This window comes from Microlunatus endophyticus (assembly GCF_014646195.1).
GTDB classification, from domain to species: Bacteria; Actinomycetota; Actinomycetes; order Propionibacteriales; family Propionibacteriaceae; genus Microlunatus; species Microlunatus endophyticus.
Genome location: NZ_BMMZ01000009.1, coordinates 106,831 through 126,057, shown reverse-complemented (window position 1 = coordinate 126,057; position 19,227 = coordinate 106,831). Strand labels below are relative to the sequence as shown.

Here is a 19,227-nt window from a genome sequence, read left to right as displayed (position 1 = left end):
GATCGGCCGCCGCGATCGGGTAGCGCTAGCGTCATGGACATGCGCGCGATCATCTACAACACCAACGGCTCTTCTGATGTTCTTTCGCTCGCGGACAGGCCAGTGCCCGAGCCCGGCCCGGGAGAGGTACGCGTCCGGCTGGTCCGCGCGGGTGTCAATCCGACCGATTGGAAGGCCAGGGCCGGCATCAGTGGCCGGCTGGCCTTCAATGAGGTCGTGCCCGGGCAGGACGGTGCCGGGGTGATCGATGCGGTCGGCGACGGCGTTGATCGAGAGATCGGGCAGCGGGTCTGGCTCTATCTCGCCCAGCACGGCCGGCCGTACGGGACAGCGGCAGAGTACGTCGTCGTGCCCGCCGAGCAGGCCGTTCCGCTGCCGGACGGTGCGTCGTACGATCTCGGTGCGTCACTCGGGGTGCCCGCGATGACCGCCCATCGAGCGCTCACCTGCGGTGAGGTCGACCGGCTGGCCCGGTGCGTTGGACGGCCGGATGGTCTTGGTGCAGGGCGGAGCCGGCGCGGTCGGCAACGCGGCCATCCAATTGGCCCGCTGGGCCGGCGCCACGGTGATCACCACGGTCTCCGGTCTCCAGAAGGCGGAGCTGGCGCGGGCGGCGGGTGCTCACGCCGTGATGAACTACCGGACCGAAGCAGTGGCCGACGCGGTCCGTTCGCTGGCGCCCGACGGGGTCGACCTGGTGGTCGAGGTCGCACCGGCGGCCAACAATGATCTTGACCGGTCGGTGATCTCCATGGGCGGCACGATCGCGATCTATGCCAACAACGGCGGCCAGACCTTCACCCTGCCGATCCGGGAGACCTATGCGCTGAATCTGCGCTACCAGTTCATCCTGCTCTACACGATCACCCAGGAGCAGAAGCGGCGTGCGGCCGAGGAGGTCTCGGCCGCGGTCGCTGCCGGCGGACTGCGGGTCACCGACGACGCCGGAGTGCCGCTGCATCACTACCCGCTGGAGCAGACCGCGGCGGCCCACGATGCCGTGGTCAGGGGCAGTGGGCAAGGTGCTCCTGGACCTCGAGCAGGACCCGAGATAGCCGCACTGGGTGCGCAACCCGACCGCCGGCCGGGACCAAAGTCACTTCCTAATTCGGACATGTCCATTTTGGACATCCAGCTGCTATCGTTATCCCAGGTTGTTGGTTCGGCCGGTGTCGGGTCGGCCGAAGCACTGACCGGAAACCGGTTGTCCGGTTTCTCTTGCACGCGCACTTGCGCAGCGGTTTGACATTCGGGTGGATCGCCCATGGGGCATCGGGGGAAGCCCCGTGGGTGATCCCCCGGAATGGCAGCTGATGGCGCCTGGCGTGCGGGATCGTGATGATCTTGAAACGGGGGTGCAATGAGTATCAATTCGCCGGGCGATTACCTCGTCCACAATCCGGCTGGGCGCTTCATTGCAGTCCCGGTCGATCAACCGGCCCAGCAGTCGGAGCAGCAGTGTCCTGAGGTCCTCGCCAAGTCCGGCGGATCGTCACTGAAGCGGCTGTTGCTCGACTCCCTGCGCCGGCGCTGATACACCACCCGAGCAGGCACGGGCTCGTGTCGTCGTACCGAGGTCGTACGACCTCGCCGGAAGACCCGGTCCGCCGTGGGATGTGTCCGGTGCCCGGAGCGCATAGGGTCGCTTCATGATCGAGATCCAGCACCTCAGTAAGAGGTACGGGCCCAAGCTGGCGGTGGACGACATCACGTTCACAGTCCGATCCGGAATCGTGACCGGCTTCCTCGGACCGAACGGTGCCGGCAAGTCGACCACCATGCGGATGATCATGGGTCTCGACCGCCCGACCGCCGGCACGACCGCGGTCAACGGGAAGCCGTATGCGGCGCATCGCGATCCGCTCCGCCAGGTCGGCGCGCTCCTGGAGGCGAAGGCCGTTCACACCGGGCGGTCGGCCTACAACCACCTGCGTGCGCTGGCGGCAACCCACGGCATCCCGAAGTCCCGCGTCGGTGAGGTCATCGAGATGACCGGCCTGGAACAGGTGGCCAGGAAACGGGTCGGCGGCTTCTCTCTCGGCATGGGGCAGCGGCTGGGCATGGCGGCTGCCCTGCTGGGCGACCCGCAGACCCTGATCCTCGATGAGCCGGTGAACGGGCTCGACCCGGAGGGCGTTCTGTGGGTCCGCCGGCTCAGTCGGCGACTAGCCGGTGAGGGCCGCACCGTCTTCCTGTCCAGCCACCTGATGAGCGAGATGGCCCAGACTGCCGATCACGTGATCGTGCTGGGTCGCGGCCGGGTGCTGGCGAACGCCCCGATCGAGGAGATCCTTGCCGGTGCCACCGCCCAGCGGGTCAAGGTGCGCACGCCCACGCCAGAGCAACTCGCCGACGCGCTGACGGGGCCGGACGTCACGATCCAGAAGACCGAGGACGGCGCCCTGGATATCGGTGGCGTTCCGGCGGCGACCATCGGCGAGGCCGCCGCGGCCGCCGGTGTCGTGCTGCACGAATTGACACCGCAGACCGCGAGCCTCGAGGAGGCCTACCTCGAACTCACCCAGGACGATGTCGAATACCGCTCGGAGTTGACCCGATGACAACGGTGACCGCGACCAAGAAGACCACCGGCACCGATCTCACCGGTGCCCGTCTGACCTTCCCGCACCTGATGCTCAGCGAGTGGATCAAGATGCGCAGCATCCGGTCGACGGTGTGGTGCTACCTGGTCATCTTCGTCCTGAACATCGCGATCTCGGTGCTCGCATCCCTCGGAGTGAATCCGACCGGTCAGCATCTCACCGGCGATGCCGCCAACAGCGCCGTCGTGCAGTTCAACACCGCCAACGTCACCATCACCGGCCTGGTCGCGGCAGTCCTGGGCGTGTTGATCATCTCCGGCGAATACGGGACGGGAATGATCCGCTCGACCTTCGCCGCCGACCCTCGTCGCTACGGCGCCGTCGGCGCCAAGGCCCTCGTCCTTGCCGTGACCACCTTCGTGATCAGCGGCGTCTCGGCCGGCATCGGTGTCCTCGGATCCGGGCCCATCATGTCGTCCAACAACGTCGATGTGAATCTGGGCGACGCGGACGTCCTGAAGCCTTTGCTCGGCGCCGAGCTCTATGTTGCGATGATCACCCTGCTCGCCTTCGGGATCGGGCTGCTGATCCGTGTCAGCGCGGGCGGCGTCGCCATCGCCGTGGGTCTGCTCTTCGTCGTCCCGATCCTCCTCCAGGTCATCGCTGCGCTGACCCATCAGAACTGGATCACCAACATCACACAGTTCCTGCCCTCGCAGGCCGGCGGCCAGCTGTACGCCTACCAGGCCGGGACTGCATCGGGTGGTGACAACGGCATCATCAGTCTGAACGCGTGGCAGGGCTTCGCCGTCCTGGCAGCCGAAGTGGTCGCAGTGGGCGCTGTCGCCGTGATCCTGCTGAAACGCCGCGATGCCTGATCACTGCTGACGAGCGGTGATCATCCTGCTCGAGCGCGGAGCTGCCGCGGTGACATACCGGTCACAGCGCGACAGGTCTTGTTGAAGGCCTGGAGATCGGCGAATCCCACCATGGCAGAGATCGCCGTGATCGACATGGTGCTGTTGGTCAGCAGCTGGCGGGCACGGTCGACCCGTCGCCGGCGGATGTAGGCAACGGCCGTCTCGCCCAGTTCGTCATGGAAGATCCGGCCGAGATGGTTGGCCGAGATGCCGATCCTGTCGGCCACCTCCGGCACCGTGATCACATCCGGGAGCCGGGACTCGATGTACGACATCGCCGCCGCCAGATGCCGTTCCGACGGTCGGGGTGGGACCGGGTGCCGCCGACCGGCCAGCCGGAGCAAGGCAGCCCAGACGTCACAGCGGGTCTGCGCGGGACGAGTGGCTGCGGAGGCGATCGCCGACCGCATCAGGTCGGTGATCACCGGCAGCTCGGCACCCGGATTCATGATCAGGTCGAGGCCGGAGCGCCCGGGTCCGGCGGGCGCCGGATGATCGCCGACGCTGCGCAGATGGGCGTACAGGTGGGTCGACGGTCCTTCGTAGCGGTACCGGATCAGTGACGCCGGCGGGACCAGGGAGACGTCACCCTCGGCGATCGGGTAGCCGATGCCGTCGATCTCGAGCTCGGCACTGTAGCCGTACACGTGCAGCGACCACAGCTCGGGCAGCTGGAAGACATCCTCGAGGCTGTGGACGCCGTGGGTTCCGCGCCCGATGTTCACGACCTCCGGCGGGAACGACAGGTCGAGCTCCACAGTCGGCATCAGGACCGTCATGCAGGAATTGAACCAGTAGACGCCTGACCTGCACCACCCGATGCCGGCCGGCGGCTGCATACCATCACTTCGGCACACTTCAGTCTTTCCCATCAGATCCAGCCGAAACCCCGTTATGTACGGGGAGAAGGACCTTGCTATGACAACGACGTTCGAACGCAAGCACCTGCTCAGTTCCGTGGAAATGGCCCATTTCGTCTCGCACGGCAGCGTCCTGCTCGAGTCGGTCGTGCCGGACTCCATGAACCAGCGCGCGATAGAGGTGCTGGACGCAGGAATCCCTGGCTACCCGTACGGGACCCCGCTCGACATCGCGTTCCCGGTCGGCACCTTCGTCAGGGAGCTGCTCGAGCTGCCGGCGATCGCCGGCGCGATCCGCAGCCTGGTCGGGCCGGACCCGGTGATCGACCACCATGCGGTCCACATCCGGCCGCCGCGCGGCGGCGAGGCCCAGAACATGCACGGTGACGCGATCCTCGACCCACGGGTCGACGCCTTCGACGTCCAGCTGATGTACTACCCGCGCGCGGTCACCCTCGAGCAGGGCGGCACGCTCAGTGTTCCGGGCACCCACCTGCGCAAGATCAACCAGACCGGTATCGGGCGCTACCAGAATCTCGCCGGCCAGACCCGGCTGGTCTGTCCGGCCGGCACTGTTGCGCTGCTGCACCACGGCATCTGGCACGGCGGACGCCGCAACGATTCCGACGAGCCCCGCTACATGTTCAAGATCAGATTCAATCCGACGGTCCGGCAGTTGCGGCTGTGGAACACCGACGACATCGACGATCCCGGCGTGCTGGAGGAGCTGACCGCGCGGTTCGGCTGGGCGTCGGCCAACGAGGGCCGGCTGGAGCTGGTCAACCGGGCCAAGCTGTGGCGCGTACTGACCGGGGATCAACAGTTCGATATCGACAACTACCTGACACGCGAGCAGCTGCGTCCGCAGTTCGTCGCCGTCGGGGCCACCGACGCCCGACTGGGCGCGGGCCCGGCTCACGCCGGCCGCGGCGTGTGAGCCGACACTGAATCCGCACGACACCCGAATCCGCACGACACCCGAATCCGTACGACACCCGATTCCGGCAGACAGGAACACCAGCAATGACCATGACCGTTGAGGAATCCTTCGCCACCCGGCCGATCGATCCGCACCTGCGTCAGCAGGTTCTCATCCTCTATCTGGGCACCTCCGCCCTGGACTCCAACGTGATCGGCTGGACGCGCTATGACGGCACCGGCCGCTCCCGGCCGACCATGGGCGACAGTGACGAGCCGCCGTACGCGACCGGCCTGGACGCCTTGATCGACGGCTGGCGACTGATCCAGATGTCACAACTGCAGGCCCACCTGCCCGGCCACGAATACGACGTCGCCTACTTGCCGTACGAGTTCGTGTTCGAGCGCCTGGTCGAGACTGTCGCCGGCTGACCCGCGATAATCGCATCGAACAGAGACCCACGAGGAGCAGAGCCTTGCCCAATTTCGACGAAGCTGCTGTGCGGCCGGCGGAGTACGAGAAGTTCGAGCACGAGACGCCGGACTGGTACCGGGACGCGAAGCTGGGCATCTTCACCCACTGGGGCGCGTATTCGGTGCCGGGATGGGCCGAGCCGATCGGTCCTCTGGGCACCTTCGAACCGGAGTACTGGATGGCGCACAATCCGTACGCCGAGTGGTATTTCAACACCATCCGGATCGAGGGCAGCCCGGCCCAACGGCATCAGCAGGAGGTCTTCGGCGGCGCCGACTACGACGACTTCCTCGACCAGTGGAAGGCCGAGAGCTTCGACCCGGACGCGTACCTCGATGTCGTGGCCTCGACCGGCGCCCGGTATTTCATCCCGGTCACCAAACACCATGACGGCATAGCCCTGTGGGATGCGCCCGGCACCGGCGACCGCAACACCGTCAAGCGCGGACCGAAGCGTGACCTGATCCAGGAGTTCCACGACGCGACACTGCGGCACGGACTGCGATTCGGCGTCTACTACTCGACCGGACTGGACTGGTGGTTCAGCAAGCTGCCGGCGATCACCGGCAGCATCGACCCGAACTACCGGCCTCTCGACAAGGCGTACGCCGACTACGTCTACGACCACACGATCGACCTGATCGAGCGCTACCAACCGTCCGTGCTGTGGGCCGACATCGAGTGGCCCGATGCCGGCAAGGTGCCCGGTGACAAGAGCCTGATCGAGGTCTTCGAGCGTTACTACGTGGCGGTGCCCGACGGCGTCGTGAACGACCGCTTCGGCAGCACCCACTGGGATTTCCGCACCAGTGAGTACGAGTCCGGTCGCGCCGGCGAGGCGAAAGGCACCTGGGAGAACACCCGCGGCATCGGCTTCTCCTTCGGCTACAACCAGCTCGACGACGAGACCAACTCGCTCAGCGGGCCGGCGGCGATCAAGCACTTCGTCGATGTGGTATCCCGCGGTGGCAATCTGCTGCTCAACATCGGTCCGACCGCGGCCGGCGAGATCGCCCCGCCGCAGCGGCGCACCCTGGAAGCCCTCGGGGCGTGGAATGCGGCCAACGGCGACGGGATCTTCGGGTCACGGGTGCTGCCGGCGGACGTGGCCCGCCCGTCGGACGACCGGTGGGTGCGCTGGACCCGGACCGACGGTCGCGCCCACGCGTTCGTCGACCTGTCCGAGACCGAATCCGCGGTGCTCGATGTCACGCCGGCGGCGGTCGAGATCTCCGGGGCCCGGGCATCGGACGGCGCTCGGGTCGGCACTGACGACGCGGGCCGGGTCATCGTTGGGCTGGACGGCTCGACGCGACCCGATGGACCGGTCCACGTGACGCTGCCGCTGCGCTGACCCGAGCAGAGCGGACTGGGAGACCGATGGCTGCGGTTCTGATCACCGGCACGAGCGGCTTTGTGGGATCGCGGCTTGCCGCAGCACTCGCGCCCGCCCATCAGGTGACGGGCCTGTCGCGGCAGCCGGTCGCGATCGACGGAGTTACCTCGGTCCTGGGGGATTTCGCCGATCCCCGGTCGCTGGGTGATCTCGACGATCACCCGGTCGACGTCCTCGTCCATCTCGCCGGCGTCACCGGAGCCGCCAGTGAGGAGGATGCGATGACCGTCAACGTCGTGGGCACTCGACGGCTGCTGCGCTGGGCCGTCGACCGCGGCATCCGACGGATCATCCTGGCCAGTTCGATCGCGGCCGTCGGGTGCCTGTCAACGACCTTCGTGCCGCGGCAGCTGCCGATTCCCGATGATCATCCGTGCGACTCGAGCAACGTGTACGGGGTCTCCAAGGCGATGATCGAGCAGCTCGCGGACTACTTCTACCGCGTCACTCCTGGTCTGGAGATCCTCTCGTTCCGGATCGGTGCCGTGCTGCCGGTCGATGCCGTCCCGGTCGACCAGGTCGACGTCCGGTCGTTCGGACAGCCCTTCTGCCAGCTCGGTGCCGTCGAGGTCGACGAGGTCGTCCGCTCCTTCGCCGCCGCGATCGACAATCCTCTGGGACCGGGCGTACGGCGGATGAATCTCGTCGCGGAGCAGGCCCGGTCGCCGATTACCACCGCCGATGCCATCCGGCTGCTGCTCGGCGATCGGGCGGCCGGGCTGGATCTCTCGTACTACGAGACCGCCGGGCACGAGCGGGCGGGCGTGTACGCCGTCGACCGCATCCGACGGGCATATTGGCCGGCGACCTGATCGCCGGCGGACCCGACGAAAGACGCACGACCGCAGCTGTTCCTCGCCGGGCCAGATCTCTTCACTCCTTGTTCATCCCCTCGTCAGAGGGCAGCAGCCGGATCCTGGCTAAACTGAAGTTGTCGAGATAACTAGACAACTAAGGAGTGGTCGTGAGCGAGGCAACCGCCCAGGAGGCGGAGGAGATCGCGATGCGGCAGCGGGCGGCCGGGGTGCTGGCCGGCGCGTCCACCGCCGAACTCGCCGAGTGCTGGAACGCTTGGCCCAACCGACCGGAGGTCGAATACCTCCGCGGTCCCGAGTCGGGCCTGGTCATGGTCCAGGGGCGGATCGGCGGCAGTGGCGATCGGTTCAACCTGGGCGAGGCGACCGTGGTTCGGGCGACCGCTCTGGTGCGCGGCGGTGGGCTGGCCACAGAATGCGTCGGCACCTCCTACGTCCTCGGCAGCGACCCCGACCATGCCGGCCTGGCCGCCGTCTTCCAGGCCCTGCTCGCGGACCCGGGCCAGCGCGACCTGGTGCTGCAGCAGGTGATCGAGCCGCTGCAGTCGCGGCAGGCCACGGTTGATGCCGGGTCCCGCGCCCAAGCGCGGGCCACCACGGTCAACTTCTTCACGGTCGCGCGGGAGAACTCCGGCGGAGTCGAGGAGGACGACGAATGACGCTCTCGACTCCGATGCCGCAGACCAACGGCGTTCCCGCCCCGGGCTTCGCCGAGCCCGTCCACCAGGCGCAGCTGACCTTCCGTGCTGTGCTCGACGCGATGGCCCGCCCGACCCGACCCGTCACGGTCCCGGGCATCACAGGACCGGACGGACTGACACCTGCAGGCGCAGCCCTGCTGCTCACGCTGTGCGACGACGCGACACCGCTGTGGCTGGACGATCGGTTGCGATCCTGCGCGGACGAGGTGGCGACCTGGCTGGCCTTCCACACCGGCACGCCGATCATGGACCGACCCGGCAAGGCGTCGTTCGCGGTCGTCTCCAGCCCCGCGGCCCTGCCTGAGTTGGGCAGCTTCGCCGAAGGCACCGACGAGGCGCCCCACACCTCGGCGACGGTCATCGTCCTCGATCCGGTGGGCACGACCGGTCCGGCCTTCACTGCCGACGGTCCAGGCTTCCAGCGCCCGCTGGACTGGGCGGCACCGGCCCTTCCGTCCGATTTCGCCGACCAGTGGGCCGGCAACCATGCCCGGTTCCCCCGAGGTGTCGACCTGATCATCGCCGGCACCGAGACCGTCGTCGGCCTGCCGCGTACGACACGGCTCACGGCCCGCCCGGGGATCCGATCGATCGAGGAGAACTGATGTATGTAGCGGTCAAGGGCGGGGAACAGGCGATCGCCAACGCCCACGCACTGCTGGCCAGCCGCGGTCGCGGTGACCAGAGCCAGCCGGCGATCACTCCCGAGCAGGTACGCGAGCAACTGGGCGTCCTGGTCTCCCGCGTGATGACCGAGGGCTCGGTCTACGATCCCGATCTCGCGGCCCGCGCCATCTCCCAGGCCCAGGGCGACGCGCTGGAGGCGGTCACCCTGATGCGTACCTACCGTACGACGCTGCCGCGCTTCGGTACGACGATCGCGATCGACACCGCGGGCCTGCCGTCCGAACGCCGGGTGTCGGCCACCTTCAAGGAGATCCCCGGCGGCCAGCAGCTCGGTGCCACCTTCGACTACACCCACCGGCTACTCGCGGATCCGACCGAACCGCTCGACCTCGAGGCCGCCGTCGAGGAGGACGAACCGATGCCGCGGGTCACCGACCTGCTCGGTGCCGGAGCCCTGCTCGAGCCGGTGACCAACCATGCCGAGGGTGAGGATCCTGATCCCGACCCGGCCGACCTGACCCGCGAGCCGACCGTCTTCCCGATGAGCCGCGCCGAGCGGATGCAGGCGCTCGCGCGCGGCGACGAGGGATTCCTGCTGGGCATCGGATATTCGACCCTGCGCGGCTACGGCGGCACCCATCCCTTCGTTGGGGAGGTACGGGTCGGTGAGGTCGAGGTGGAGTTCGTGCCGCCGGAGCTCGGCTACCCGGTCAGCATCGGGCGGATCGAGGTCACCGAGTGCCAGATGGTCGCCCAGTTCGTCGGCAGCTCCGAGGTGCCGCCGATGTTCACCCGTGGCTATGGCCTGGCTTTCGGGCGGTCGGAACGCAAAGCGATGTCGATGTCACTGGTCGACCGGTCGATGCGGTGGGAGGAGCTCGGCGAACGCAAGGTGGCGCCGGCCAACGACGAGGAGTTCGTGGTCGAGCACGCGGATGCGGTCGCCGCGACCGGATTCGTCGAACACCTGAAGCTGCCGCACTACGTCGACTTCCAGGCCGAACTGGTCCTGATCCGGGGAATCCAGGAGGAGATCCGCGAGCGCCAGGCCGAGGCGACCGAGTCCGAACCCGAGCTCGAGGAGGTGTCGCGATGACCTTTCCCCGCGTCACGTACAACGAGGCCTACCTCGACGAGCAGACCAAACGGGTGATCCGCCGGGCGCTGCTCAAGGGCGTCGCGATCCCCGGCTTCCAGGTCCCGTTCGCCAGTCGTGAGGTGCCGATGCCCCGGGGCTGGGGGACCGGCGGCGTCCAGGTGACCGCCTCGGTGATCGGCCCGGACGACACCCTCAAGGTCATCGACCAAGGTGCCGACGACACCACCAACGCGGTGTCCATCCGGCAGTTCTTCGGCAAGGTCGCCTCCTGCGAGACCACCACCCGTACGGATGAGGCGACGGTCATCCAGACCCGGCACCGGATTCCCGAGACACCCCTGTCCGAGGGCCAGATCATGGTCTACCAGGTGCCGACTCCCGAGCCGTTGCGCTGGCTGGAGCCGCGGGAGTCCGAGACGCGGCGGCTGCACGCGCTGGAGGACTACGGACTGATGTACGTCAAGTTGTACGAGGACATCGCCCGTTACGGTCACGTCGCGAAGACCTACGACTATCCGGTGATCGTCAACGGGCGCTACATGATGGCGCCGTCGCCGATTCCGAGCTTCGACAACCCGAAGCTGCATCGCTCGCCGGCCCTGCATCTCTTCGGCGCCGGGCGGGAGAAGCGCATCTACGCAGTCCCGCCGTACACCGACGTGATCAGCATCGACTTCGAGGACTTTCCCTTCGAGCCGCAGCAGTTCAAGACCCCGTGCGAGGCCTGCGGGTCGGTCGGTGTCTACATGGACGAGGTGATCGTCGACGACCAGGGCGGCTCGGTGTTCGTCTGCTCGGACACCGACCACTGCGAGCGGGTCGCCGCAGCCCGCGCCGAGGACGATCTGCAAGCACAGGAGGCATCAGCATGACCGCAGTCTTCACCGGTGCCTTTGACAGCGGGCAGCCGTTGCTGTCGGTCCGCAACGCGGGCCATCGGTACGGCGACCGGTTCGGCTGCCGCGACGTCTCGTTCGACCTCTGGCCCGGCGAGGTGCTGGCCGTCGTCGGCGAATCCGGTTCGGGCAAGTCGACACTGCTCGGGATGCTCGCCCAGCGCCTGGGGACCGACGAAGGCAGTATCCGCTACCGGATCGATGATCAACTCATCGATCTGAGCGACCTCAGCGAGCGGGAGGTACGTCGGCTCTGGCGCAGCGAATGGGGCTTCGTCCACCAGAATCCGGCCGACGGGCTCCGCATGCACGTCAGCGGCGGCGGGAACGTGGGTGAGCCGTTGATGGCGGCGGGCTGGCGGCACTACGGCGAGATCCGGACCCGGGCGGAGGAGTGGTTGAAGCGGGTGGAGATACCGGTCGACCGCATCGACGACACACCGGCGACCTTCTCGGGCGGCATGCGGCAACGGCTGCAGATCGCTCGCAACCTGGTTGTTTCGCCGAAGCTGGTCTTCATGGACGAGCCGACCAGCGGACTCGACGTCTCGGTCCAGGCACGGCTGCTCGACCTGTTGCGCGGGCTGGTCGCCGACCTCGGACTGTCGGTGATCATCGTCACTCACGATCTCGCCGTCGCCCGGCTGATCTCGCACCGCACCTTGGTCATGAAGGACGGCGCGGTGATCGAATCCGATCTGACCGATCGGGTGCTCGACGATCCGCACGCCGAATACACCCAGCTTCTCGTCTCCTCGATCCTGCAAGGCTGACACCCGATGACCCACACCATGATCAACAGCTCGCCAGTGCTCAGCGTCCGCGACGTCGAGAAGACCTTCACCATGCACCTGCAGGGTGGTCAGCGGCTCGCCGTCCTGCGTGGGCTCGACTTCGAGGTCAGAGCCGGTGAGTGTGTTGTCCTCGGCGGCCCGTCGGGTGCTGGCAAGAGCACGATTCTCAAGCTGGTCTACGGAAACTACGCGGCCGACTCCGGCAGCATCCGACTGCGGTCCGGCGCTGTCCATCAGGATGCCAATGATCAGGATGCCAATGATCATGACGCTGTTGATCTTGTGCAGTCGGACCCGCGGACCGTGCTGGCCGCCCGGCGCGCTCTGATGGGCTACGTCAGCCAGTTCCTGCGCGCCGTGCCCCGGGTGCCCGCGCTGCACGTGGTCGCGGAACCGTTGATCGAGCGCGGGGTCGCGGTCCCCGAGGCACGGGACCGGGCGGCAGCCCTGCTGACCCGGCTCTCGATTCCCGAGCGGCTGTGGCAGCTCCCGCCGGCGACCTTCTCCGGTGGCGAACAGCAGCGGGTCAACATCGCGCGCGGCTTCCTGCCGGAACTGCCGTTGCTGCTGCTGGACGAACCGACCGCATCGCTGGATGCCCGCAACCGCGACGTCGTCGTCCAGTTGATCATGGAGAAGAAGGCGTCCGGGGTCGGGATGCTCGGCATCTTCCACGACGCCGACGTCCGGGCTGCGGTCGCCGACCGGGCCGTCGAGGTCGAAGCATTTGCCCCACGCGAATTCGCGCACGCCCCGAACCTGTCGAAGGGCACCGCGCGCATCAGAGAGGACGTCCGATGACCCGGGAATCGGTGCTCAGCAACGCAAACATCGTGCTGGACGACGAGGTGCTGTACGGCAGCGTCAAGGTGCGTGACGGCATCATCGCCGATATCAGCGCCGGGTCCGATGCACCCGCCGGCTCTGAGGACTTCGAGGGCGACTACCTGCTTCCCGGGCTGGTCGAACTGCACACCGATCACCTGGAGTCGCACTTTCAGCCACGCCCCGGCACACACTGGGACCCGATCCCGGCGGTGCTGTCCCACGACGCGCAGCTGGCCGGCGCCGGTGTGACGACTGTGTTCGATGCCGTACGGATCGGTGCCATGGGCGGCCAGGACGACAACGCCGACAAGGCGCAGCTGATGATCGCCGCGGTCAGTCACGCCGCCGACGCCGGCATCCTGCGGGCCGACCACTTCGTGCACCTGCGGTGCGAGGTCGCAGCACCCGACACGGTGCGCGAGTTCGATGACATCGGCGACGTTGCCGCCGTCCGGCTCGCCTCATTGATGGATCACACCCCGGGACAGCGGCAGTACGCCGACGTCGAGGCTTTCCGCCGCTACATGGTCGGCAAGGGCCGGGTCAGTGAGGGCGATGTCGAGGCGCTGATGGCTGAGCGGCGGGTGACCGCCGAGCAGTACTCGAGCCCGAACCGCCGGGCCATCGCCGAACGGGCGAACAGCCGCGGCATCATCCTCGCCGCCCACGACGACGCGACCGTCGAGCACGTCGACGAGGCGCACGGTTTCGGCGTACGGATCTCCGAATTCCCGACCACCGAACTGGCCGCGAGCCGCGCGCGTGATGTTGGTCAGCTGATCGTGATGGGCGCGCCCAATATCGTCCGCGGCGGGTCGCAGTCCGGCAACGTTGCGGCGGCGACGATGTTGGCCAAGGGCCTGCTGGACATCCTCTCGTCCGACTACGTGCCCTTCAGCCCGCTGCAGGCCGTCTTCCGCGCCGAGGCTGACGGGATCGTCAGCCTGCCCGAGGCCGTTCGTCTGGTGTCGGCCAATCCGGCCCGCGCGGTCGCCCTCGAGGACCGGGGACGGATCCGGCCCGGGCTGCGGGCCGACCTCGTCCGCGTCCATGCCCATCGGAGAGCCCCGGTCGCACAGCATCCCGCCGGCGTCCCGGTGCCGGTGGTGCGCGGAGTCTGGAGGACCGGGCGGCGCGTGGCCTGATGCGTTAGCGGAACAGCCGTGGCGCCAGCTCGGTCAGGCTGCGCCGCCACGTCGTCCACTCGTGGGCGGTTCCCGGGGACAAGTACGACTTGTGATCGATCCCGGCGGCAGCGAGTGAACCGGCCAACTCGTCGACCGCGGTCACGAAGCGCTCCTCGAGGGTGCCGGCACTCAGGAACACCTGCTGGGGTCGTACGCCTCCGGCAGCCCGGACCGCATCCTCGATCCAGGTGGGCTCGACGCTCCACACGGCGTCGGTCGTGCCGCGCTGCCAGATCGCGGGACTCAGACCACCCAGCCAGCCGAAGAGATCAGGGCGGCGCAGGCCGATGGCCAGGGCCTGTCGGCCACCCATCGACAACCCGGCGAGGGCCCGGTGTGTGCGGTCGGTGATGGTGCGGTACTGCCGGTCGACGGTAGCGATCACATCGTCGGCCAGCAGCTGCTGGAGTCCGTCGATGATCATGGCGCTGTCGACCGCGGACAGGGGCGTGCTCGGCGGCGCGGCCGCATAGCCGGAGCCCATCACGACCAGCGTCGGGCGTGCGGCACCGTCGGCGAGCAGGTTGTCCATGATGATTCCGGCCCGCCCCTGTCGGGACCAGCTGGTCTCGTCCTCGCCGGAGCCGTGCTGCAGGTAGAGCACCGGATAGTGCCGGTCGATGTCGTCGTCGTATCCCGGAGGTGTCCAGACCCAGAGCTCGCGCCAGGAACGTGTGACCGTCGAGCGGAACCACAGACTGCGCAGCTCGCCGTGCGGGACGTCGCGCAGTTCGAACGGTTCCAGCGGATCCGGGACCTCGACCCCGCTCACCGACCGGCCGTAGCCGCTGTAGGTCCGGCTGCCCGGATCGTTGGTGGTCAGGGCGTCGATCTCGACCTGGTAGTAGTGGAAGCCGACAGCGGGGTCGCTGATCACTGCGTGCCAGAAGCCGTCCGGCTCGGGCGAGAAGGGCACCGATCCACTGCCCAGACTGTCGCCGGGCAACTGCAGCTTCACCTGGTGCGCCCCGGGGGCGTGGATCCGGAATTCGAGTCCTTCTGATCCCAGCCGCGGGAACTCTGCACCCGGCATGGTCGACGCCAACGTCACCGGGCCATTTCATCACATCCAGGCATCACATCCGGGTGCGAGTCATTGCCACACCCATGAGGTAAGGCTAGCCTAAGCTCATGGTGTATCCGGTGAAGCTTCCGCTGGCGCGACTGTCGCCGGCCGTACGCGCCCGGTCTGTCGTGGCTGCCGGCGGCTCGCTGGACTGGGCCACCGACGCGGTTGCCGGCTCGGCAACCTTCTACGAACAGTACGGGGCTCCGATGCTGTTGTCCGGTGAGGCGATGGCCGCGGACCTGCTCGCAGCGCGACTCGGGCGGGTCCGTCTGGCGCTCCATCCGCGGATCGGAGTCGTCAACCTCAGCGGCGTGTTCTGGCCGTTGGCCGCCCGGGAGAGCGCCCAGATCGTCGAGGCGTTCGAGCGGGGACGTCGGTGCTGCCCGGACGGATCGTCGGTACGCATCACCCGGGTGATCGGGTTGCGAGTGACCCACGCGGCCGTCCTACTGCCCGGAGCGGAGCAGGAGTGCTCGATCACGATGGACGACTACGACCTGGCCTGGCCCGATCCGGTCGTCGCCGTCGGCGCGCACATCGCCGCCCACCTGAACGATCACCATCAGGCCGAGGTCGCCGCGCTCGGCGCGACGCTCCTTGACGTGCCGGTACCCGCGATCGCCGGTGTCCAGGTCGGCCCGGTCGACGGCGACGCGTTCGAGCTGTCGGTGCTCGACAGTGCGGGTGCGCATGTCTTCGTCGTCCCACTCCCGGAGCCGGTCCGTGATCCGGCGCTGCTGCCCGAGGCGATCCGTGAGGCCATCGCGATCGCGGGTAGATCCTGATAGAGCCCCAGAGCCGGCATCAACGAAGAACGATCGACGAAGGAAAAGGAAAGGTTGCGCTATGCAGATGAGTGACGATCTCGAGGCCCGCTTCAACCAGCAGATCACCCTGGAGTTCGAGGCGTCCGCCGTCTATCGGCAGTTGGCGATCGAGATGGATGTCAGGGACCTGCCGGGCGCCGGGGCATGGCTGCGGCATCAGGCTGACGAGGAGATCGTGCACGCCAACAAGTTCATCGATCACCTGGTCGATCGTGAGAACCATCCCAAGATCGCCGACATCGCAGCGCCCAAGGTGGCTGTCGACTCCATGCAGACCGCCTTCGAGGCCGCATTGGCGCACGAGCAGAAGGTGTCCGCCTCGATCCGCGATCTGGTTCGCGCTGCCGAAGCGGCAGGTGATCTTGACTCGCGGCCGCTGCTGAACTGGTTCCTCGACGAGCAGATCGAGGAGGAGTCGACCGTCAGCGAGATCATCGGCCGGATCAAGATCACCGGCGACGACGGCCCCGGCCTGATCCGGCTCGACGAGGATCTCGCGTCCCGGCCGGTCGCCTCGACGGAGGATTCCGACGACTGATCAGCAGTCCGGCCGGTGCGACGATGTGCAGAGTGTCCAGGAAGGCCGGTCAGCTCAGATAGCCGCGCGGTGCCAGGTCACGCAGGAACTGCAAGGCGTGGTCGATGCCGGGGCCGTCGAGTTCCTTCAGCTGATGAAGGATGATCGCTCCGTCGTAACCGCGCCGGTCCAGCTCGGACAGGATGAAGGGGTAGTCGAGCAATCCCTGTCCGGCGGCGCGGCCGCCGGCGGCACCGTCGTGATCAAGGTCTTTGGCGTGCACCAGGGCGATGTGCTCACTGACCAGATCGAACGCTTCAGCCAGATGATCGCGTTGGCGCTGGAGATCTCCGCGGTGGAAGACGTTCGCCGGGTCGAACAGCACCTTGAGGGCCGGGCTGCCGACCGCATCGATCAACCGCACGGCTCGCTTCGCGGAGTCCACGACATTGGCATGCTCAGGTTCGAAGGCCAGCGTCACGCCCGCCGACTCCGCGGCCCGGGTAGCCGGACGCAGCTGCTCGACAAGATCGTTCCACGCCTCGGGGCTGCTGTTCAGCGGATCGCGCTGCCACATGGTGTCGGCGCGGGTCCCGGTGCACAGCGTGACCAGCCCCGTACCCATCGGACGGGCCAGTTGGATGAGGCGCAGGAGATGGTCAAGGTTGCGGAATCGGCGATCACGATCCGGATGGATCATGTTGTAGGTGCCATCAACCGCGGCGATGGTCACGCCCAGTTCGGTGCAGGTCCCGTTGATGATCTTGGCCAGCGCATCGGACAGGTACGGGCCGGTGACATCGAGACCGCGTTGCAGCGAGTCGGTGATCGTCACCTGGTCCACGACCGAGCCCAGTTGCAGCTGGGCTGTCGCCACGCCGTGCGAGCGCAATGCTCGGGCAGCATCGCCGATCGTCCGGTCGGGGAACTCCGTCGTCATGATGCCGAGCCGCGCCATGGTTCGATCCTGCCACGATGGCAACCGGTTGGGATCGGATCGGGGCCGGTCAGCGCCGTACGGTGATGTTCGAGCCGCTCGCCGTCAGCGTCAATCCGGTACGGGCGGCCCGGACGTTGCTGAGCTCGACCCCGGAGAGCACCTGCGGCAGCCGGACCCGGAACAGCTTGTCGACAAGATCATCCGGTACGGCCCCTGGCAGCAACCGGCCACCGACGCGGAACTGGGGCCGGGCCAGGTAGAGCTCGTGGGTGGCCCCGTCGATCGCGGGTCTACCGGTCACCGTGATCGAGCCGGGAAGCTTCAGGGTGACGAACCCGTCGCCGTTGGTGGCTGTGCTGTCGTAGGAGACGGACGTGCCGGCGAAGCCCGAGATCTCGGCGTACGAGACTGTCGCCGAACCGGTGAAACGACCGACCGTGATGGTGCGGAAGGTCCGGCCGGTGTGGACGTCGGTCAGGGTGCCGTCGAGCCGGGTCACAGACAGCCTCCCGCCCGTTCCGGCGATCGGAACGTCCTTGGCGCTGATCGCGATGTGCTGGTAGTGACCGGTCGCGACCTGGGTCAGGAAAGGGAATCCGCCGAGGCTGACGGCGGGCCGCTGGTCGGTGTTCAGTGCGGTCTGCAGCGTCGCGGCCACCCGGTCGGCGACGATCCGCGGCGCGAGCCGATCGGCGACCACGAGCAGCGCGAGGATGATCGCGACGACGAGCAGCAGGACGAGCGGTCCGCGTCGACGGTGCACCGATGCCTCCTCCTAGCCGCTTTTCGCGTCAGACGCCGGCTCGGGGACGGAGTCCGCCTTGACAGCGTCACGCTCGCCGAGCGGGCGTGGCTCGCCGCGGGTGGTGTCGGCGATGGTCTGCTGTTCGGACTCCGCGTTGATCTCTGCGCCCAGCAGGACGGCGTAACTGGTGATCCACAGCCAGAACAGCAGAACGACGATGCCGGCCACCGCCCCGTACGTCTTGGCGTAGTTGCCGAAATTGGCCACATAGATGGAGAAGCCGACGGAGGCGATCGCCCAGAGGACTGTCGCGATCATCGCCCCGACGGACACCCATTTGATCTTGGGCGCGTCCCGGTCGGGTGCGACGCGATAGAGGACGGCCAGTGCGACGGTGATCAGCACGACCAGTAGTGCCCAGCGGACGACCTCGAGCAGGACTCTGATCACGACATTGTTGAACAACTGCAGGACGGCGGGCAGGGCTGCCACCAGGAACAGCATGACGATCATGAAGATGATCGCCCCGACGGTCAGCGCCAGGGCGAGCGCCCGCTTCTTGATGAACGAACGGGTCTCCTCTTCGTCGTAAGCGGTGCTGATCGCGGTGATCAGATTGCTGGTGCCGCTGGAGGCGCTCCACAGCGCGACCAGGATGGACCCGATCGCCCCGATCCCCGCGCCGCCGTTGTGTTGGGAGACCATCGTCAGCTGGTTGGTGATCAACTGCCGGACTTGGCCGGGGAGGGCGCCCGTCAGCTGGTTGGCCTCCCTGGCGATCTGCCCGGGATCGGCCACCAGGCCGTAGATCAGCACCAGAGCGATGAGCGCCGGGAACAGCGACATGAATGCGTAGTACGCGACACCCGCCGCGAGCAGCGGCACCTGATCGGCCTTCGCTTCCTTCCAGCCACGTTTGGCGATCTGGATCCATCCCCGCTTGGGGATGTCTTGCGGACGCTCCGCCTGCTCACCGGGTACGTCGTCATGTGCCTGCTGGGCCACGGCTACTCCTCGCTGTAATCCGTCGATCCGACCTGGACTTACAGTGTAAGCGGCGCTTGGGCCCT

Annotated in this window: 22 protein-coding genes and 1 pseudogene; 18 read left to right on the top strand and 5 right to left on the bottom strand. The window is 67.5% G+C overall.

Annotated elements, in window-relative coordinates; genetic code table 11:
- Positions 1 to 33: 33 nt before the first annotated feature.
- The 5 genes and pseudogenes from IEY07_RS24265 to IEY07_RS17085 all read left to right on the top strand — a co-directional run.
- Positions 34 to 321: pseudogene (locus tag IEY07_RS24265) on the top strand (alcohol dehydrogenase catalytic domain-containing protein); the annotation flags it as partial.
- A 169-nt stretch (positions 322 to 490) separates the two neighbouring features.
- A complete protein-coding gene (locus tag IEY07_RS24260) occupies positions 491 to 1,246 on the top strand; it encodes a zinc-binding dehydrogenase (protein ID WP_229670218.1) in 756 nt (251 codons plus the stop codon).
- A 114-nt stretch (positions 1,247 to 1,360) separates the two neighbouring features.
- Positions 1,361 to 1,534 (top strand): hypothetical protein, encoded by a 174-nt coding sequence (locus IEY07_RS17095; protein ID WP_188896609.1) that lies wholly within the window; start codon positions 1,361 to 1,363, stop codon positions 1,532 to 1,534.
- Positions 1,535 to 1,649: 115 nt separating this feature from the next.
- Positions 1,650 to 2,561, top strand: a complete 912-nt coding sequence (locus IEY07_RS17090; protein WP_188896608.1) for an ABC transporter ATP-binding protein — start codon at positions 1,650 to 1,652, stop codon at positions 2,559 to 2,561.
- Positions 2,558 to 3,421 (top strand): ABC-2 transporter permease family protein, encoded by an 864-nt coding sequence (locus IEY07_RS17085; RefSeq protein ID WP_188896607.1) that lies wholly within the window; start codon positions 2,558 to 2,560, stop codon positions 3,419 to 3,421. The genes IEY07_RS17090 and IEY07_RS17085 overlap by 4 nt, the downstream gene beginning before the upstream one ends.
- A gap of 20 nt (positions 3,422 to 3,441) precedes the next feature.
- Here IEY07_RS17085 and IEY07_RS17080 read toward each other — a convergent pair whose 3' ends face one another.
- Positions 3,442 to 4,242: a helix-turn-helix domain-containing protein gene (locus IEY07_RS17080; protein WP_229670217.1), complete on the bottom strand. Its 801-nt coding sequence runs from the start codon at positions 4,240 to 4,242 to the stop codon at positions 3,442 to 3,444.
- 139 nt (positions 4,243 to 4,381) lie between these two features.
- Between IEY07_RS17080 and IEY07_RS17075 the strand changes: the two genes are divergently transcribed.
- The 11 genes from IEY07_RS17075 (at position 4,382) to IEY07_RS17025 (ending at position 14,017) form a co-directional block, all read left to right on the top strand.
- Positions 4,382 to 5,260 carry a phytanoyl-CoA dioxygenase family protein gene (locus IEY07_RS17075; protein ID WP_188896606.1) on the top strand — a complete coding sequence of 293 codons (879 nt, stop codon included), beginning with the start codon at positions 4,382 to 4,384 and terminating at the stop codon, positions 5,258 to 5,260.
- Between the two features lie 86 nt (positions 5,261 to 5,346).
- Positions 5,347 to 5,673 (top strand): hypothetical protein, encoded by a 327-nt coding sequence (locus IEY07_RS17070; RefSeq protein WP_229670215.1) that lies wholly within the window; start codon positions 5,347 to 5,349, stop codon positions 5,671 to 5,673.
- A 44-nt stretch (positions 5,674 to 5,717) separates the two neighbouring features.
- Positions 5,718 to 7,070: an alpha-L-fucosidase gene (locus IEY07_RS17065; RefSeq protein ID WP_188896605.1), complete on the top strand. Its 1,353-nt coding sequence runs from the start codon at positions 5,718 to 5,720 to the stop codon at positions 7,068 to 7,070.
- A 26-nt stretch (positions 7,071 to 7,096) separates the two neighbouring features.
- Entirely contained in the window at positions 7,097 to 7,924 is an 828-nt protein-coding gene (locus IEY07_RS17060; protein ID WP_188896604.1) for an NAD-dependent epimerase/dehydratase family protein, read from the top strand.
- Positions 7,925 to 8,076: 152 nt separating this feature from the next.
- Entirely contained in the window at positions 8,077 to 8,586 is a 510-nt protein-coding gene (gene phnG / locus IEY07_RS17055; protein WP_229670213.1) for a phosphonate C-P lyase system protein PhnG, read from the top strand.
- Complete coding sequence (gene phnH / locus IEY07_RS17050; RefSeq protein ID WP_229670212.1) at positions 8,583 to 9,233, top strand: phosphonate C-P lyase system protein PhnH; 651 nt, start codon at positions 8,583 to 8,585, stop codon at positions 9,231 to 9,233. Before phnG ends, phnH begins: the two co-directional genes overlap by 4 nt.
- Entirely contained in the window at positions 9,233 to 10,351 is a 1,119-nt protein-coding gene (locus tag IEY07_RS17045) for a carbon-phosphorus lyase complex subunit (RefSeq protein ID WP_188896603.1), read from the top strand. The genes phnH and IEY07_RS17045 overlap by 1 nt, the downstream gene beginning before the upstream one ends.
- The gene (locus IEY07_RS17040; RefSeq protein ID WP_188896602.1) at positions 10,348 to 11,226 is read left to right on the top strand and encodes an alpha-D-ribose 1-methylphosphonate 5-phosphate C-P-lyase PhnJ; all 879 of its coding nucleotides are present in this window, start codon (positions 10,348 to 10,350) and stop codon (positions 11,224 to 11,226) included. The genes IEY07_RS17045 and IEY07_RS17040 overlap by 4 nt, the downstream gene beginning before the upstream one ends.
- Positions 11,223 to 12,023 carry a phosphonate C-P lyase system protein PhnK gene (gene phnK / locus IEY07_RS17035; RefSeq protein ID WP_188896601.1) on the top strand — a complete coding sequence of 267 codons (801 nt, stop codon included), beginning with the start codon at positions 11,223 to 11,225 and terminating at the stop codon, positions 12,021 to 12,023. Before IEY07_RS17040 ends, phnK begins: the two co-directional genes overlap by 4 nt.
- A gap of 6 nt (positions 12,024 to 12,029) precedes the next feature.
- A complete protein-coding gene (phnL, locus tag IEY07_RS17030; protein WP_229670210.1) occupies positions 12,030 to 12,845 on the top strand; it encodes a phosphonate C-P lyase system protein PhnL in 816 nt (271 codons plus the stop codon).
- On the top strand, positions 12,842 to 14,017 hold the full coding sequence (locus tag IEY07_RS17025; protein WP_188896600.1) for an alpha-D-ribose 1-methylphosphonate 5-triphosphate diphosphatase: 1,176 nt from the start codon (positions 12,842 to 12,844) through the stop codon (positions 14,015 to 14,017). Before phnL ends, IEY07_RS17025 begins: the two co-directional genes overlap by 4 nt.
- Before the next feature lie 4 nt (positions 14,018 to 14,021).
- On the opposite strand, the gene IEY07_RS17020 is transcribed toward IEY07_RS17025, so the two are convergent.
- Positions 14,022 to 15,092, bottom strand: a complete 1,071-nt coding sequence (locus IEY07_RS17020; protein ID WP_229670208.1) for an alpha/beta hydrolase — start codon at positions 15,090 to 15,092, stop codon at positions 14,022 to 14,024.
- A 98-nt stretch (positions 15,093 to 15,190) separates the two neighbouring features.
- Here IEY07_RS17020 and IEY07_RS17015 point away from each other — a divergent pair, with 98 nt between their 5' ends.
- A complete protein-coding gene (locus tag IEY07_RS17015) occupies positions 15,191 to 15,913 on the top strand; it encodes a hypothetical protein (RefSeq protein ID WP_188896598.1) in 723 nt (240 codons plus the stop codon).
- Between the two features lie 61 nt (positions 15,914 to 15,974).
- Positions 15,975 to 16,493 (top strand): ferritin, encoded by a 519-nt coding sequence (locus tag IEY07_RS17010; protein WP_188896597.1) that lies wholly within the window; start codon positions 15,975 to 15,977, stop codon positions 16,491 to 16,493.
- A gap of 49 nt (positions 16,494 to 16,542) precedes the next feature.
- On the opposite strand, the gene IEY07_RS17005 is transcribed toward IEY07_RS17010, so the two are convergent.
- The 3 genes from IEY07_RS17005 to IEY07_RS16995 are packed head-to-tail and all read right to left on the bottom strand — an operon-like array spanning position 16,543 to position 19,162.
- Positions 16,543 to 17,430 (bottom strand): sugar phosphate isomerase/epimerase family protein, encoded by an 888-nt coding sequence (locus tag IEY07_RS17005; RefSeq protein WP_188896596.1) that lies wholly within the window; start codon positions 17,428 to 17,430, stop codon positions 16,543 to 16,545.
- A 49-nt stretch (positions 17,431 to 17,479) separates the two neighbouring features.
- Positions 17,480 to 18,175 carry an LmeA family phospholipid-binding protein gene (locus IEY07_RS17000; protein WP_188896595.1) on the bottom strand — a complete coding sequence of 232 codons (696 nt, stop codon included), beginning with the start codon at positions 18,173 to 18,175 and terminating at the stop codon, positions 17,480 to 17,482.
- A 12-nt stretch (positions 18,176 to 18,187) separates the two neighbouring features.
- Positions 18,188 to 19,162: a YihY/virulence factor BrkB family protein gene (locus IEY07_RS16995; RefSeq protein WP_188896594.1), complete on the bottom strand. Its 975-nt coding sequence runs from the start codon at positions 19,160 to 19,162 to the stop codon at positions 18,188 to 18,190.
- Positions 19,163 to 19,227: the final 65 nt, after the last annotated feature.